16 protein-coding genes are annotated in these 14,496 nt (G+C 71.8%); 11 read left to right on the top strand and 5 right to left on the bottom strand.

Annotated elements, in window-relative coordinates:
• Window positions 1-63: 63 nt before the first annotated feature.
• On the top strand, window positions 64-1,089 hold the full coding sequence (locus H4N58_RS15110) for a DUF3048 domain-containing protein (RefSeq protein ID WP_167004674.1): 1,026 nt from the start codon (window positions 64-66) through the stop codon (window positions 1,087-1,089).
• A 142-nt stretch (window positions 1,090-1,231) separates the two neighbouring features.
• On the opposite strand, the gene H4N58_RS15105 is transcribed toward H4N58_RS15110, so the two are convergent.
• Window positions 1,232-2,029, bottom strand: a complete 798-nt coding sequence (locus tag H4N58_RS15105) for a MerR family transcriptional regulator (RefSeq protein ID WP_167004671.1) — start codon at window positions 2,027-2,029, stop codon at window positions 1,232-1,234.
• Window positions 2,030-2,109: 80 nt separating this feature from the next.
• Between H4N58_RS15105 and H4N58_RS15100 the strand changes: the two genes are divergently transcribed.
• The 5 genes from H4N58_RS15100 to H4N58_RS15080 all read left to right on the top strand — a co-directional run bounded on the left by H4N58_RS15100 (window position 2,110) and on the right by H4N58_RS15080 (window position 7,310).
• Window positions 2,110-2,715 carry a YqgE/AlgH family protein gene (locus H4N58_RS15100; RefSeq protein WP_167004668.1) on the top strand — a complete coding sequence of 202 codons (606 nt, stop codon included), beginning with the start codon at window positions 2,110-2,112 and terminating at the stop codon, window positions 2,713-2,715.
• A gap of 62 nt (window positions 2,716-2,777) precedes the next feature.
• Window positions 2,778-3,041 carry a DUF3039 domain-containing protein gene (locus H4N58_RS15095; RefSeq protein ID WP_167004666.1) on the top strand — a complete coding sequence of 88 codons (264 nt, stop codon included), beginning with the start codon at window positions 2,778-2,780 and terminating at the stop codon, window positions 3,039-3,041.
• On the top strand, window positions 3,034-4,074 hold the full coding sequence (locus H4N58_RS15090; protein WP_167249942.1) for a zinc metalloprotease: 1,041 nt from the start codon (window positions 3,034-3,036) through the stop codon (window positions 4,072-4,074). The genes H4N58_RS15095 and H4N58_RS15090 overlap by 8 nt, the downstream gene beginning before the upstream one ends.
• Window positions 4,074-5,885: a DEAD/DEAH box helicase gene (locus tag H4N58_RS15085; protein ID WP_167004662.1), complete on the top strand. Its 1,812-nt coding sequence runs from the start codon at window positions 4,074-4,076 to the stop codon at window positions 5,883-5,885. Before H4N58_RS15090 ends, H4N58_RS15085 begins: the two co-directional genes overlap by 1 nt.
• Before the next feature lie 18 nt (window positions 5,886-5,903).
• Window positions 5,904-7,310, top strand: coding sequence for a M1 family metallopeptidase (locus H4N58_RS15080; protein ID WP_167004660.1), 1,407 nt, complete (start codon window positions 5,904-5,906; stop codon window positions 7,308-7,310).
• Here H4N58_RS15080 and H4N58_RS15075 read toward each other — a convergent pair.
• The 3 genes from H4N58_RS15075 to H4N58_RS15065 are packed head-to-tail and all read right to left on the bottom strand — an operon-like array spanning window position 7,283 to window position 9,250.
• Window positions 7,283-7,864 carry a carboxymuconolactone decarboxylase family protein gene (locus H4N58_RS15075; RefSeq protein ID WP_167249944.1) on the bottom strand — a complete coding sequence of 194 codons (582 nt, stop codon included), beginning with the start codon at window positions 7,862-7,864 and terminating at the stop codon, window positions 7,283-7,285. The genes H4N58_RS15080 and H4N58_RS15075 overlap by 28 nt on opposite strands.
• The gene (locus tag H4N58_RS15070; protein ID WP_208322875.1) at window positions 7,861-8,745 is read right to left on the bottom strand and encodes an SDR family NAD(P)-dependent oxidoreductase; all 885 of its coding nucleotides are present in this window, start codon (window positions 8,743-8,745) and stop codon (window positions 7,861-7,863) included. The genes H4N58_RS15075 and H4N58_RS15070 overlap by 4 nt, the downstream gene beginning before the upstream one ends.
• Window positions 8,746-8,752: 7 nt before the next feature.
• Window positions 8,753-9,250 (bottom strand): Lrp/AsnC family transcriptional regulator, encoded by a 498-nt coding sequence (locus H4N58_RS15065; protein WP_243842999.1) that lies wholly within the window; start codon window positions 9,248-9,250, stop codon window positions 8,753-8,755.
• A gap of 21 nt (window positions 9,251-9,271) precedes the next feature.
• On the opposite strand from H4N58_RS15065, the gene H4N58_RS15060 reads away from it, so the two are divergent.
• The 3 genes from H4N58_RS15060 to H4N58_RS15050 are packed head-to-tail and all read left to right on the top strand — an operon-like array spanning window position 9,272 to window position 12,087.
• Window positions 9,272-10,645, top strand: coding sequence for an FAD-binding oxidoreductase (locus H4N58_RS15060; RefSeq protein WP_167249946.1), 1,374 nt, complete (start codon window positions 9,272-9,274; stop codon window positions 10,643-10,645).
• A 10-nt stretch (window positions 10,646-10,655) separates the two neighbouring features.
• The gene (locus tag H4N58_RS15055; protein WP_167249948.1) at window positions 10,656-11,663 is read left to right on the top strand and encodes an alpha/beta hydrolase; all 1,008 of its coding nucleotides are present in this window, start codon (window positions 10,656-10,658) and stop codon (window positions 11,661-11,663) included.
• Window positions 11,664-11,670: 7 nt separating this feature from the next.
• Entirely contained in the window at window positions 11,671-12,087 is a 417-nt protein-coding gene (locus H4N58_RS15050) for a hypothetical protein (RefSeq protein ID WP_167004648.1), read from the top strand.
• On the opposite strand, the gene H4N58_RS15045 is transcribed toward H4N58_RS15050, so the two are convergent.
• Window positions 12,084-12,965, bottom strand: a complete 882-nt coding sequence (locus H4N58_RS15045) for a hypothetical protein (RefSeq protein ID WP_167004646.1) — start codon at window positions 12,963-12,965, stop codon at window positions 12,084-12,086. The two genes, H4N58_RS15050 and H4N58_RS15045, sit on opposite strands and share 4 nt — an antisense overlap.
• 50 nt (window positions 12,966-13,015) lie before the next feature.
• Between H4N58_RS15045 and H4N58_RS15040 the strand changes: the two genes are divergently transcribed.
• Window positions 13,016-13,906, top strand: coding sequence for an oxygenase MpaB family protein (locus tag H4N58_RS15040; RefSeq protein WP_167004642.1), 891 nt, complete (start codon window positions 13,016-13,018; stop codon window positions 13,904-13,906).
• Window positions 13,896-14,492 (top strand): DapH/DapD/GlmU-related protein, encoded by a 597-nt coding sequence (locus H4N58_RS15035; protein WP_167249950.1) that lies wholly within the window; start codon window positions 13,896-13,898, stop codon window positions 14,490-14,492. The genes H4N58_RS15040 and H4N58_RS15035 overlap by 11 nt, the downstream gene beginning before the upstream one ends.
• The last annotated feature ends 4 nt before the right edge of the window (window positions 14,493-14,496 follow it).

Below are 14,496 nucleotides of genomic sequence, written 5' to 3'. Positions count from 1 at the left end.
TCGAGACCGACACGGCAGGGCCGGTGCCACACCTGGCACCGGCCCTGCTCCACCATGGAGAGCATGCCCGTGAGCAACTACCTCCGCGCGACCGCGCGCGCTACCGCTGCCCTCGCTGCGCTCGCCCTCGTCGCTGCGTGCTCGAGCTCGCCTGATCCCGAGCCGGAGCCGACGCCCGACACGCCTGACGCGAGCCGTGATGCCGCGACGCTGATCCGTGCCAACCCGTTCACCGGGAAGGCGGCGCCCAAGGGACTGCCCGACCACCCCGCGTTCCTCGTCAAGATCGAGAACACGGCCGCCGGTGCTCCGCAGTACGGGCTGTCCGAGGCCGACATGGTCGTCGAGGAGCTCGTCGAGGGTGGGCTGACCCGTCTCGCGGCATTCTTCTACTCCCAGACTCCGGACAAGGTCGGGCACGTACGGTCGACCCGTACGACCGACATCGCGCTCGTGAAGCCGACCGGTGGGCATCTCATCGCCTCCGGCGGCGCCGGTGTCGCCGTCCGCAAGATCAAGGCCGCCGGCGTCGACTTCCACAGCGAGGACACCGGCAACCTCACACTCACGCGAGACTCCGCCAAGAGTGCCCCGTACGACCGGCTGCTCGACCTCGACGCCTACGCCGACCAGCACGCGTCCAGCAAGGCGGCGATCCCCGCCCCCTACCTCCCGTTCGGCGCGACACCGACTGCTGCGAAGAAGAAGGCGACCTCGTTCGACGTCCGCTTCTCGCGGGGTTCGGCGACCCGCTGGAAGTACGCGGATGGTCGCTACACGCGCGTCAACGGGCACGCCCAGAAGGGCAAGGACTTCTCCCCGGACACGGTGCTCGTGCTGTTCACGCGCCAGGCCGACGCGGGCTACCGCGACCCGGCTGGCAACCCCGTCCCCGAGACGGTGTTCACCGGCAAAGGCAAGGCCGTCGTTCTCCACGGCGGCACCATGCTCGAGGCCCGCTGGAGCAAGAAGAACGCCGGCGCGCCGGTCCGGCTGGTCGCGGGCGGCAAGCCGGTCGTGCTCGAGCCCGGCAAGGTGTTCGTCGAGCTCGTGCCCCAGGGTGCGGGTGGCATCTCCGTCCGCGGCTGAGCGAGCGACATCACACGCCACAAGGGTGGGCTGTGACCCGCCTCGCGACCTAGCATCGACCCCAGAGGTCGGCCCCACCTGACGGTCCCTCCCTCCAGCGTCGGGTGGGGCCGTCGTCTCTTCGCAGCGAGGCCTGCGGGGCTCAGCTCGCGGGCTTCTGCTCCGCCAGCGCCGCGAGCTCCTCGCCGAGCGCCTCATCGATCGCGTGACCGAGCTCGTCACGGAAGACCGCGACCACGGCCTGCGCCGCGACGGGCAGGAGGTTGGCGATCGACGTGACGACCGAGTTCCACTCCTCTTCGGGCATCCCGCGCTGCGCGAACGGCTGCCAGATGTCGTGGCGGACGCGGGCGACGAGGTCGTCGGCCACCGTGCGCAGCGGCGACGAGAGCGCGGGGAGCAGCTCGAGCACGGTCTCGGGCGACAGGCCCATGGCGATCGCCGACACCCCGGCGCGGACCACGTCGGGGCGATAGACCTCGAGGGTGTCGTCGTCGACGACCGCGACCAGCCCGGCGTCGACCATCCGCTCGACGAGGTCGGTGCCGCGGGGGACGCCGGTGAGCGCGATCAGGCTGCTGCGCGACATCATCTCCGGCTCCTGCTCGCGGGCGAGAGGGGAGTCGAGGACGCCGATCAGGTCGAGCGCGTAGTCGGCGGTCGCGGACGGCTTGTCCTGCAGCGCCTTCTCGACGGCCTGCAGGGTGTAGCCGCGATCGAGGAGCGTGCGGACCAGCTTGAGCTGGTTGACGTGCGACCGCTGGTAGTAGCCCGTCCGTCCCTCCAGTCGCGGAGGGTCGAGGAGTCCACGGCTCGCATAGGCGCGGACGTTGCGTACGGTCATCCCCACGCGCGCAGCGAGCTCGTCGACGGTGAGCTCGCCCTCGTGTTCGGTGTCGGCCATCTCGTCCTCGGGGCAGTGGGTCAACGGTTCCGTCATCCTACGGCCTGGACGCCCGCGTTCCGGTGTGGCACGGCGTACGCTGAGAGGCGAGCGACGGACGGCGTGAGGAGGCCCCGATGACCGAGCAAGAGCCGGCCGAGACGCCTGACGACTTGTCGCCACGTCACCGCTCGTACCGGGGCCGTCTTCTCGTCGCGACGCCGCTGCTCGGCGCCGGGCCGTTCTTCCGTACGGTCGTGGCCGTCCTCGACCACGATGGGGGCGGCGCGCTGGGCGTGATCCTCAACCAACCGCTCGACGCGTCGGTCTCCGACGTCCTGCCGGAGTGGTCGAGCCTCGTCGCGAGCCCGTCGGCCGTCTTTTCGGGCGGGCCGGTGTCGTCGGACTCGGCCCTGGCCATCGGCGTGATGGCCTCGGCAGGTGTCGAGACGCCGGACGGGTGGCGCGAGATGTACGACCGCGTCGGGCTCGTCGACCTCGACATCCCCGCGGCCGGCACGCACGTCGGACTGCGCGGTGTGCGCGTCTTTGCGGGGTATGCCGGCTGGAGTCCGGGTCAGCTCGAGGAGGAGATCGAAGAGGGCTCGTGGGTCGTCGTCGACGGCTTTGCCGAAGATCTCCTCTCGCCGAATCCGGAGGCCCTGTGGCGCGACGTGCTGCGCCGCCAGGGCGGCGATCTCGCGATGCTCTCGACCTTCCCCGACGATCCCCACATGAACTGAGCCGTCCACACCCGCGTGTCGACGGACTGGGGCGGACGACCTGCCTGACATAGACTGCGGAGGTGTCCACCACCTTCAGCCCCGGAGCCCAGACGTCCGAGGACGTCCGTACGCAACCGCGTCTCGACGACGGTGACCACGAGCGCTTCTCGCACTACGTCCCCAAGGACAAGCTCACCGAGGCGATGATCGAGGGCACGCCTGTCGTGGCGCTCTGCGGCAAGGTCTGGGTGCCCAGTCGTGACCCGCAGCGCTTCCCCGTGTGCCCGGAGTGCAAGGAGATCTGGGCGTCGCTTAACGCTGACGACGCCGGTGGCGATGACTGAGCGCGGCCGACGTCGCGCGCTGCCGTTGCTGTTGACCGTCCTCGTGGCCAGCAGCAGCCTGCTGCTGAGCGGCTCGGTCCTGTCGGGAGCGGCCACGACACCCGCGGCCGCCGCAGAGGGCATTGACCCCGCAGAGGGCGACGGACACACCTCTCACGACGCCTGCGACCCTGGCGACGCCGAGGCATTGTCCGCACGCACGCTCAAGGGGCTCGACGGCGTCGTCCGCGGCCCTGAGCCGTCAGATGCGACGGCCGCAGCGTACGAGCGGGACCTCGAGCGCCGTCTCGCTGCGGACCCTTCGGCCCGCACGAGCCCCGAGGCCCGGGGCGACGCGCCCCACCGCATCAAGGTGCGCGTGTACGTCCACGTGATCAAGCCCTCGACCAAGGCCAAGGCCGTCAGCCGCGCCAAGATCCGGCGGCAGATCAAGGTGATGAACCGCGCCTACGCCGGCAAGCAGTGGAGCCAGGCCCGCAGCGCCCGGTTCCGGTTCTCGGTCAAGAAGGTCGACACCGCCGTCAACAAGTCGTGGTACTACGCGTCACTCGGCTCCAAGGCGTCGCGCAAGATGCGCAAGGAGCTCCACCGCGGCAAGAAGCGCGACCTCAACCTCTACATCGGTGCGCCGACCGAGCGTGGGGGTCTCCAGCTCCTGGGCTACGCGACGTTCCCGCAGCGCGCCAAGAAGAAGCTCGCGACGGACGGTGTGGTCATCCACAAGGACTCGATGCCGGGCGGACGGTTCCGCGGCTACAACAAGGGCGACACGGCCGTCCACGAGACCGGCCACTGGCTCGGGCTCTACCACACGTTCCACGGCGGCTGCGGCAAGAAGAACGACCGAGTCGCTGACACACCCGCCGAGCGGGTCCCGAGCTTCGAGTGCCCCAAGGGCCGCGACACCTGCCCGTCACCGGGACTGGACCCGATCCACAACTTCATGGACTACTCGTACGACCGGTGCATGCACCACTTCACGCCCGGTCAGATCGACCGGATGCGCAAGCTCTGGCGGGTGTATCGCCGCTGATGTCCGGGGCCGCGCATCTCCCACCGGCCTATCCCGATCGTGCAGCATGGGGCACCGCCCCCAAGCTGCGCGCGTGGCAGGCTGACGCACTCACGCTCTATGGCGAGCGCAACCCGCGAGACTTCCTCGCGGTCGCGACCCCTGGGGCGGGCAAGACCACTTTCGCGCTGACGGTGGCCGCGAAGCTGCTCGAGGCACGCGTCGTCGAACGCGTCGTCGTCGTGGCGCCGACCGACCACCTCAAGACCCAGTGGTCCGAGGCGGGCGAAAGGGCGGGCATCCCACTCGACCCGTCGTTCAACGGACGCAGCGGTGCCATGGCGTCGGACTACCGCGGCTTCGCGCTCACCTACGCCGGAGTCGCGACGAACCCGACGGCCTACCGGCTGCGCACCGAACGCTTCCGCACCCTCGTCATCCTCGACGAGGTGCACCACGCCGGTGACGCGCTGTCGTGGGGCGACGCGGTCCGCGAGGCGTTCGAGCCGGCGACGCGTCGTCTTGCCCTGACCGGCACGCCGTTCCGGTCCGACACCAACCCGATCCCTTTCGTCACGTACGCCCCGGGCTCCGACGGCATCGGCCGCAGCGTCGCCGACTACTCGTACGGCTACTCGGAGGCGCTCGCCGACGGGGTCGTCCGTCCGGTGCTGTTCATGGCCTACTCCGGCGACCTGCGGTGGCGCACGCGCGCCGGCGACGAGGTGGCCGCCCGCCTGGGTGAGCCGATGACCAAGGACCTCACCGCGCAGGCGCTCCGTACGGCGCTCGATCCCAAGGGCTCGTGGATCCCGTCCGTCCTCGCCGCCGCCGACAAGCGGCTGTCCGAGGTGCGGCGCCACGTCCCCGACGCTGGCGGGCTCGTGATCGCGAGCGACCAGAACTCCGCCCGTGCCTACGCCAAGATCCTGCGGGAGATCACCGGCACGGGGCCCTCGGTCGTGCTCTCCGACGAGAAGGAGGCCAGCGCGCGGATCAGTGCGTTCGCCGACTCCGACGACCGGTGGATGGTCGCGGTCCGGATGGTCAGCGAGGGCGTCGACGTGCCCCGGCTCGCGGTCGGCGTGTACGCGACCATCACCTCGACGCCCCTGTTCTTCGCCCAGGCCGTCGGCCGCTTCGTCCGGGCCCGGCGGCGCGGCGAGACGGCGACCGTGTTCGTGCCCAGCGTGCCGCGCGTGCTCGGTCTGGCCGCCGAGCTGGAGATCGAGCGCGACCACGTGCTCGGTCGCCCGGACGCTGACCCCGACGACCCCTATGCGCTCGACGACGCGCTGATCGCGGCCGCGCAGGCGACCGAGTCCGAGGGCGGTCTCGAGGAGTTCTCGTTCGAGGCGCTCGACAGCGAGGCGTCGTTCGACCGTGTGCTGTACGACGGCGGTGAGTTCGGCCACGAGGGCGAGGTCGCCGTCGGCTCCGAGGAGGAGATGGACTTCCTCGGCATCCCGGGGCTGCTCGAGCCCGATCAGGTCCGCGAGCTGCTGCACCACGCGCGCTCGCGAGGGGCCGAGCGCGCGGCCGGTGCGTCGGCCGCGGCGGCCGCAGCCTCAGCGGCCGACGAGCAGGCACCTGCGCCGCCCCCGGGGCCGAAGCTGCACGAGCCGACGGCGCACGAGCTGCGGGCGATGCTGCGTCGCGAGCTCAACGGGCTGGTCGGCGCGTGGCACCACCGGACCGGAGCGCCGCACGGCGTCACCCACAACCGCCTCCGCGAGGCGTGCGGCGGTCCGCCGGCCGCGAGCGCGTCGGCGGACGACCTCCGTGCGCGCATCGACAAGATTCGTGAGTGGGCGAGCAAGCCGTCGGCGTGACGCCGTAATGTTCCGGGCATGCGCCCCTTCCTCGCCATGGTGACGGCCGTCCTCGTCGCGGCCACGGTCGCCGTTGCCCCGACGGCCTCGGCTGCTGACAGCACCGTCGGTGGACCGGGCGCCGGCGACCCCTACTTCCCGCGTCACGGCAACGGTGGCTACGACGTTCGCCACTACCGGATCAACGCGGCGTACGACGCGCCTCGCGCACGGCTGAAGGGGACGACCCGGATCCGCGCGGTCGCTTTCAAGCGGCTGACCCGCTTCAACCTCGACCTGCTTCTCGATGCCTCGTCGGTGCGCGTCGATGGACGGAAGGCACGACTGACCCAGCGCGGTCGCGAGCTCGTCGTCACGCCCGCTCGCGCGATCCGCAAGGGCGCGCGGTTCGTCGTGACGGTGCGCTACGCAGGGCGGCCGGCGTCGGTGCGCGAGAAGGGGGTCACCCCCTTCCTGACGACCAAGAGCGGCGCCGTTGCCGTCGGCCAGCCCCAGGTCGCGCCGTGGTGGTTCGCGAGCAACGACCACCCGAGCGACAAGGCGACGTTCGACATCCGGCTGCGCGCGCCTCGCGGCCAGCAGGCGCTGAGCGTCGGACGCCTCGCCAGCCACCGCGCGGTTGCCGGTGGCAACCAGTGGCGCTGGGTCATGCGCAAGCCGATGGCGACCTACCTCGCGTTCGCGGCGTGGGGACGCTTCCGCATCGACCGTGGCAAGGTCAACGGCGTCCGCTACCTCTATGCGTACGACAAGGCGATGAGCCCGGCGCTGCGGCGACGCGCCATCCGCTCGCTGCGCGCGACGCCGCAGGTGACCGCGTTCCTCAGCCGCCACCTCGGCCCGTACCCGTACGCCGACCTCGGCGGTGTCGTCACCTCGGCACCGCTCGAGTTCGCGCTCGAGACGCAGGCGCGTCCGGTCTACGACTCCACCTTCTTCCGCCGTGCTTCGAGCCTCGACGCGCGGCGCAACACGTCGGTCGTCGCCCACGAGATCGCCCACCAGTGGTTCGGCAACTCCGTCTCCCTGCGTCGGTGGCGCGACATCTGGCTCAACGAGGGGCTCGCCACCTACATGGAGTGGATGTGGGACGAGTCGCGCGGGCTCGACGACGTCGAGACGGTCTTCGACTCCTGGTACTCGGTCAAGGGCGCATGGTTCTGGCGGCTCCCGATCGGCAAGCCCGGCCGCAACCACATCTTCGACTACGAGGTCTACGTGCGCGGCGCGATGACCGCCCACGCGTTGCGTGGCGAGATCGGCGACGCCGCGTTCTTCTCGCTGCTGCGGCGGTGGGTGAGCGAGCGCAAGGACGGTCACGGCACGACCGCCCAGTTCGTCGCACTCGCCGAGAAGGTCAGCGGTCAGCAGCTCGACACGTTGTTCGACGCCTGGCTCTACAGCGGCAAGCGTCCGGCACTCTGAGCTCCGGCCCGGCCTGCGCTCACATCGAGCGGGACGCGCAGGGTGTGCAGGGTCGTCGCAAGGCCGTCGTACTGGCACACCAGCAGGACGATCTCGACCAGCGCGCGCGGCGAGAACCGGGCGGCCAGCGCCTCCCACGTCACGTCGTCGACGTCGCGCGTGCGGACGAGCGCGTCGGCGGTGTCGAGGAGTACCCGGTCGTCCTCCGCCCACGGCCACCGGCCATCGGGATCGGTGGCCGCCGCGATCTCCTCGGCACGCAGGCCTGCGCGCGCGCCGAGACGCCTGTGGTGGTCCAGCTCGTACGCCGACTCCCGTAGCGCGGCGACCCGGAGGATCACCAGCTCGGCCTGACGGCGCGGGAGCGTCCCGAACGGCATGAGCCGTCCCGAGTAGTGCAGCCAGCCTCGGAAGAGGCCGCGCGTGCGACCCAGCACGGAGAACAGGTGGACATCGCGGACCCCGACGACGCGCGAGGCGATTCGGGCGAGCGTGGCATTCAGCAGACCGAGGTCGCGCCGACCCCCGGGTGAGACGCGAGGAGGAGACGTCATACGACGTCCTCGGGCTCGCGCCGTACGGCAGACCGCCCGGGTTGAGGTGTGGTCAGCGAGGCATCCTCGTGACGCGCGATGTCGAGCGCATGGCGTACGCGCGAACGACGCAGGGTGCGCTCGATCGCCCGCTGGACGGCCGAGCGGGCGGGCAGTGCCGCGCGGACGAAGCGCGGCGACATGACGACGCGGGAGCGTCGGGCGATCCCGCGCTCGAGGGCATCGATCGCGTGGTCGAGCGGAGCGACCCGGCCGAGCGGGGTGCCGCGGACGAGCCTGGTCGCCGCCTCGGTGCCGAACCCGCGGCTGGTCATGTCGGTGTCGAGCTCGCCGAAGTAGGCGACCCCCACGCGGGCACCGCTCGGTGCGAGCTCGATCCGCAGCGCGTCACCGAGCGCCTCCACCCCGGCCTTCGACGCGGAGTACGCGCCCATCAGCGGGAGGTGCACGGCCGCGGCGAGGGACGAGACGAGCAGGGCGTACCCGCGGTCGTGGCTCACGTGCGGCCCGGCGAAGCGCACGGTGTCGTACACGCCCGTGAGGTTCACCGCGAGGGTCCGGTCCCAGACGTACGGGTCGCCGCCGACGAGGGGCAGCTGCGCGGCGATGCCGGCGTTGGCGACGACGACATCCAGGCCGCCGAGCGCCGCGACCGCGGCGGTGACCGACTCCTCGAGCGCCGCCCGGTCGGTGACGTCGCACGCGAACCAGGGAGCGTCGCCCGCGCGTGCGGCGGTCGTGGCGAGCGCGTTCGGCTCGAGGCCGAGAAGGGCCACCTGCGCGCCGCGCTCGGCGAGGCGTACACCCAGCGCCGCTCCGATGCCGCGTGCGGCACCGGTCACGAGCACACGTCGGCCTGCGAGTCCGTCTGGGGTTGCCACGCGCACACTATGACGTGGGTGGCACCGCGGTGTCGAGGGCCGCCGTGGCGTCGAGCAGCGGAGCGACCCGCGGCGCCAGCTCCGTCTGGAGCGCGATGACGGTCGCGACGCGGACGATCGACGGCTCCGAGACGACCGCGTCCAGGACACGCTGGAGATCGGCGTTGGAGCGCGCGACGACGCGGCACCACAGGTCGCCGGCGCCGGTGATCGTGCACGCCTCGAGGACCTCGGGGATCGATGCGAGGTGGTCGGCGGCAGGTGGTCGTCCGGCACTCTGCACGACCTCCAGCGTGAGGAACGCGGTCACCGGGAACCCCAGCGCGGCGGGCGACACGGTCGGTGACCAGGAGGCGATCACACCGCGCTCGGCAAGACGGTCGAGCCGCGACTGGACGGTCGCACGGGCGACGCCGAGTCGCCGCGAGGCCTCGAGCACGCCGATCTTGGGCTCGTCGAGGAACAGGCGGACGATCTGGGCGTCGAGGTCGTCGATCGGGGCCACCCGGTCAGCATAGGGTGAGGTATGTCCAACGACGCGTTCGTGCAGGCACTGGTCGACGCGCTCGGTGAGGTCGTCGTGACGGACCCGGACCGGCTCGCCTCGTACCGCACCGACCGGGCGATGTTCTGCGACGCCGGCACGCCGTGCGCGGTCGTGCTGGCCCGCGAGACCGCCGACGTCGCCGAGGCGGTGCGAGTCGCAGCGGCGCACGGAGTCCCGGTCGTCGCGCAGGGGGCGCGCAGCGGGCTGTCCGGTGCGGCCAACGCCGTCGACGGGGGCCTCGTGATCGCACTCGAGCGGATGGACAGGGTCCTCGAGATCGATGCCGACGAGCGCCTCGTGGTCACGCAGCCCGGTGTCTTCAACGCTGACCTGTCGCGCGCCGTCGCGGAGCAGGGGCTGTTCTATCCGCCGGACCCCAGCTCGTGGGAGTTCTGCACGATCGGCGGCAACCTCGCGACCAACTCGGGCGGCCTGTGCTGCGTGAAGTACGGCGTGACCACGGACTACGTCCTCGCGCTCGAGGTCGTCCTCGCGTCGGGCGAGGTGCTGCGGACCGGACGCCGTACGGTCAAGGGCGTCGCCGGGTACGACCTGACGCGGCTCTTCGTCGGGTCGGAGGGCACGCTCGGCATCATCACCGAGGCGACGCTGCGGCTGCGGCCCGCCGCGCACCGTCCACGGACCCTCGCGGCGACGTTCGGCTCGGTCCACGACGCCGCCGAGGGGATCGCCGCGATCACCCGCTCGGCAGTGATCCCCAACCTGCTCGAGCTGATCGACGGGACCAGCCTGCACGCCGTGAACGACGCGTTCCACCTCGGCTTCGAGGAGGAGGTCGGCGCGCTCGTCCTCGCCCAGTCCGACGCGGCGGGGCTCGCGGGAGAGGAGGAGATCGCCGAGATCGCCGGCCACCTGCGCGGCGCGGGAGCGTACGACGTGGTGCTCGCCGCCGACGAGGCGGAGGCGGCGCTGCTGCTCACGGCGCGCCGCGAGGTCCTCACCGCGTTCGAGGCGATGGGCACGACGATGGTCGACGACGTCTGCGTGCCGCGCAACCGGATCGCGGACCTGGTCGACGGCGTCGAGGAGATCGCCGCGAAGCGCGAGGTGGTGGTCGGTGTGGTCGGCCACGCGGGAGACGGCAACTTCCACCCGTGCGTGATCTTCGATGCCGACGATCCGGACGAGGCCGCGCGTGCGCGCTCCGCCTTCGACGACATCATGGTGCTCGGTCTCGCGCTCGGCGGGACCATCACCGGCGAGCACGGCGTGGGCGTCCTCAAGCGCGAGCTGCTCGCGCGCGAGCTCGGCCCGGTGGGGATGGCAGTGCAGCGCGCGGTCAAGGACGCGCTCGATCCGCAGGGCCTCCTCAATCCGGGCAAGGTCCTCTAGTCTGACCGCCATGGCTGCGCCCCTGCCCCTGCGTACGCGCGTGTTCGCCGCGATCGAGCGGCTCGTCAACACGCCGATCGACCAAGCCTCGCGCGAGGAGATCCCGGCCCGCCGGACCAGGCGCGCAAAGCTGCTGGCGAGCCCGGTCGGCCGGCTGGTCGCCGGCGCGCCGCACCCGGACGCCCAGATCGCCGACCGGCTCGTCGAGATGGCTCCGGTGACGATCCCCGGAGTCGCGCCCGAGACCGAACCGGTGACGCTGCGGCTGCGCGTCTACCAGCCGCCGAGCCCCGGCCCGGAGCCGCTGCCGGTCGTCGTCCTCTTTCACGGTGGCGGCTGGGTGCTCGGAGATCCGGAGCAGGACGAGTGGCTCGCGACCCACCTGGCCGTGATGACGCCGTGCCTCGTGGTCTCCGTCGCGTACCGGCTCGCACCCGAGCACCCCTACCCGGCCGCGGTGCTCGACGCCTGGGCCGCGCTCCAGTGGGTCGCCGAGCACGCCGGTGAGCTCGGCGGAGACCCTGCGGCACTGATCGTCGCCGGGGACAGCGCGGGCGGCAACCTCGCGGCCGTCGTCGCCGCCATCGCGGTGGAGGAGGGCGGGCCGCGCCCCGTCGCACAGGTGCTCGTCTACCCGGCGGTCGAGATGGAGGCCGTCCTGCCCTCGGAGGTCGAGTTCGCCGACGCGCCGGTCCTCACGTCGCGGGGGATGCGGGCGTTCGTCCGGCTCTACCTCGACGGCGCCGACCCGTACGCGCCGACGGCGGCGCCGCTGCACGGGTCCCTCGCAGGGGCGCGGGTGCCGGCGCTGATCCAGATCGCGGGGCACGACCCGCTGCGCGACAACGGGGTCGCCTATGCCGAGGCGCTGGAGGGCAAGGGCGGCACGGTGACGCTGACCGACTACGCCGACACCGTCCACGGGTTCGTCAGCCTGCCAGGAGCGTCGCCGTCAGCCACGCGGGCACGGGACGAGATCGTCGCGTTCGTCCGTGCGGCCACGGGCGGCTCGGCCTAAGAGCACCATGACCGGGTCCCTGCCGTACATCGACGAGCACGCCCGCGTCGTCGCCGCGCCGCGCAGCGTCGTGTGGGCGGCGCTGGAGCAGTACGCGACCCACGATCTCGCCGAGGCTGCGAGCCCGCTGATCTCGCGGATCCTCGGGACCGATCCGCCGGGCGGGTTCGACGTCGACGAGCGCATCCCCGGCGAGCGGCTCGCCCTCACGGGCCGTCACCACTTCTCCCGCTATCGCCTGGTCTTCGCGCTCGAGGACGCGGCCGGGGGAGCGACGCGGCTGAGCGCCCGGTCGTACGCGGCGTTCCCGGGGCCGCACGGTGCGGCGTACCGGCTGCTCGTCATCGGCACGCGCTTCCACGTCGTCGCCACGACGCGGATGCTGCGCACGGTGCGGCGCCGTGCGACCCGAGGCGCGAGCTAGGGGAGCAGCGCGAGGGTGCGCAGGTCGGCGAGCGTCGCGTCCACGTCGTCGGACGCGACCCCGGCGAACCATCGTCGGGCGGACTGCAGGCCGGCCTCGCCGATGATCCCGAGGTCAGCCACGACGCGCTCGGGGTCGGCGATCGTCAGGCGCTCCGCGATGTCGGTGGCGTTCGCGCCGTCGAGGCTGGCGCGCGTCGCGAGAAGGATGTTCAGCACCCCGTGGCGTACGCGGCTGGTGTCGGGCTCGCGCCACGCGACCGCATGCGCGAGATCACCTGCGCACGAGAAGGCCACCTCGCGGTCGAGCGCGTCGCCGATCGCGCCGGCGAGGGTCTCGGGAGAGGGTGTGTCGTCCGCGTCGGCGCCGCCGGTGCGCAGGAGCAGGTGGAGGTCCTCCATGGCGAGCGTGTCGAGCGCGTGCTGCCAGCGTGACGAGCCTTCCGTACGCGCGTAGAGCGGCAGGCTCACATCGACCCGGACCTCGTCGAGAAGCCCCTCGGCGTCAAGCTGGGACACCATCGCCGCCACCCGGTGTGCGCCGCGCGTGAGGTCGTCGAGGTCGCGGACCGCGGCGACCAGGCCCCGCAGCCGGATCCCCGGCTGCCGCACCGCCCAACGGACGGCAGGCTCGATCGCACCGGCGCCGCCGGTGACCGTGACGACCACGTCCAGCGGGTCGGTGCCGAGGGAGTCGACCACCCCTTGGACCGACGGGAGCGCGGTGTCCGAGACCACGAGAGGGCCGAGGACGTCGACGACGTCACCCGCGGCCGTACGACGTGCGACGTGCGCAGCGATGACGTCGGTCAAGGGCGGCGCACCCTCGACGAGCGAGGCGGCGTCGGAGGCGAGATCGACCAGGAACGGAGCACTCACCCCTTGAATCTAGTGCAGACATCGGCGCCCGCAGCCAGTAGCGTCTGGCTATGGCGCGCACTGATCCGTCTCCGCCCCGAGGTCGCGACCGCTTCCGCCGTGACGCCTGGCCTCGCGTCATCGCCACCCTCGACCCCGTCGACGACTTCGAGCGGATCTCGGTCATCAACGCCCGGTACGAGTTCCCGTGGGACATCCAGCAGGCGTTGAGCTTCGCGCTGTTCCGGACGTTCGCGGTGCCGTCGATCGGGGTGCTGCTGCACGAGACCCACGAGTTCACCGCACGCACCCAGAAGCGGCACGACGACACCGTGCTCGTGCTCGACGCGGTGATCGAGCACGGGCTCGAGTCGCCGGGCGGCCGCGGCGCCGTCCGCCGCATGAACAAGATGCACGGGTCGTACGACATCAGCAACGACGACATGCGCTACGTGCTGGCGACGTTCGTCGTCACGCCGGTGCGATGGATCGCCGACTACGGGTGGCGCGAGCTCAGCCGCGCCGAGGTCGAGGCCTCGACACGTTCGTACACGCGGATGGGCGAGCTGATGGGCATCAAGGACATCCCGGCCTCGTACGAGGAGTTCGAGACGCTGCTCGACGACTACGAGCGCAAGAACTTCGCGTTCGACGCGCGCTCACGCGAGGTCGCCGACGCGACGCTCGACCTGCTGTGCTCGTACTACCCCAAGGTGCTGCGTCGCGGGGTCGAGGTCTTCTCGCGGGCGATCATGGACGACCACGTGCGTGAGGCCTTCGGTTATGCGACGCCGCCTCGCGCGGTGGTCGCGCTCTCGAGGGGCGCGCTCAAGCTGCGTGGCCGGTTGCTGCGGCTCGCGCCGCCACGGTCGAAGCCGTCGCGTCCCGAGGACCGCGGGGTCGTGCGGACGTACCTGCCCGGCGGCTACCGGATCGAGGATCTCGGCACGCATGTCGAGTGAGCTCAGCACGTACGAGCTCGCCCTCGAGTGGTGGCGCAAGCAGCGCTGGTACGGCCGGGCGACGCGCCCGCTGAACCGCGCGCGGCTCACGGTGGAGCTGGCGCGCAGGCGTGCGTACGCCCGAGGAGCCGTGTACGGCGAGGCGCTCGAGATGCTGCGCGACGGGCGCCTCGAGGTCGGGCCGCAGGTGTTCCTCGAGCCGGGCGTCTGGATCACCGGGGGCCCGGACGCGCGGATCGTGATCGGCGAGGGGACGTTCCTCAACCTCGGAGTCATGGTCGCGGCGTCGCAGCGTGTCGAGATCGGGGCGCACAGCATGATCGCGAACGGGTGCCTGATCACGGACTCGGCGCACCGGTTCGACGATCCCGGGGTGCCCGTGCCGTGGCAGGGCTTCACGTCGAAGGGGCCGACGGTGATCGGCGACAACTGCTGGCTCGGCGCCAACGTCGTCGTGACGAGCGGTGTGACGATCGGCGAGCGGTGCGTGATCGGCGCGAACTCCGTCGTCACGCGGGACGTGCCGGCGTTCTCGGTCGCCGCGGGTGCCCCGACGCAGGTCGTGCGGACGATCTCGTACGACTGAGCGC

Source organism: Mumia sp. ZJ1417 (assembly GCF_014127285.1).
Taxonomy (GTDB): Bacteria; Actinomycetota; Actinomycetes; order Propionibacteriales; family Nocardioidaceae; genus Mumia.
Note: the sequence above shows the minus strand (reverse complement) of the source record. Positions and strands in the feature narration are given on the sequence as shown.